We start from the raw sequence: 257 nt of genomic DNA, 5'->3' as shown, positions 1-257 counted from the left end.
CGAAACTGGATGAGGCCAAACCAGTCACGTGTGATACCCGGCAGGGGTTGCGTGGTTGGGGTTGTGGGATCTCTCTTTCATGGTCTGCCGGCCGTGAGACGAGTCAGAAACCGTTGATGTAGGCGAAGGGCATGCGAAAGGCCCGGCGTAGAGGGTAAGACCCCCGTAGCTGAAACATTAGCGGCTCGTTTGAGAGACACCCAAGTAGCACGGGGCCCGAGAAATCCCGTGTGAATCTGGCGGGACCACCCGCTAAG

At 58.8% G+C, this 257-nt stretch carries 1 rRNA gene; it reads left to right on the top strand.

Features of this window, described 5'->3' with window-relative positions:
• Positions 1 to 257 (top strand): 23S ribosomal RNA (locus ACSNOD_RS31990); the annotation flags it as partial.

The sequence above is a fragment of the Streptomyces sp. URMC 123 genome, from assembly GCF_051386515.1.
Taxonomy (GTDB): Bacteria; Actinomycetota; Actinomycetes; order Streptomycetales; family Streptomycetaceae; genus Streptomyces.
Note: the sequence above shows the minus strand (reverse complement) of the source record. Positions and strands in the feature narration are given on the sequence as shown.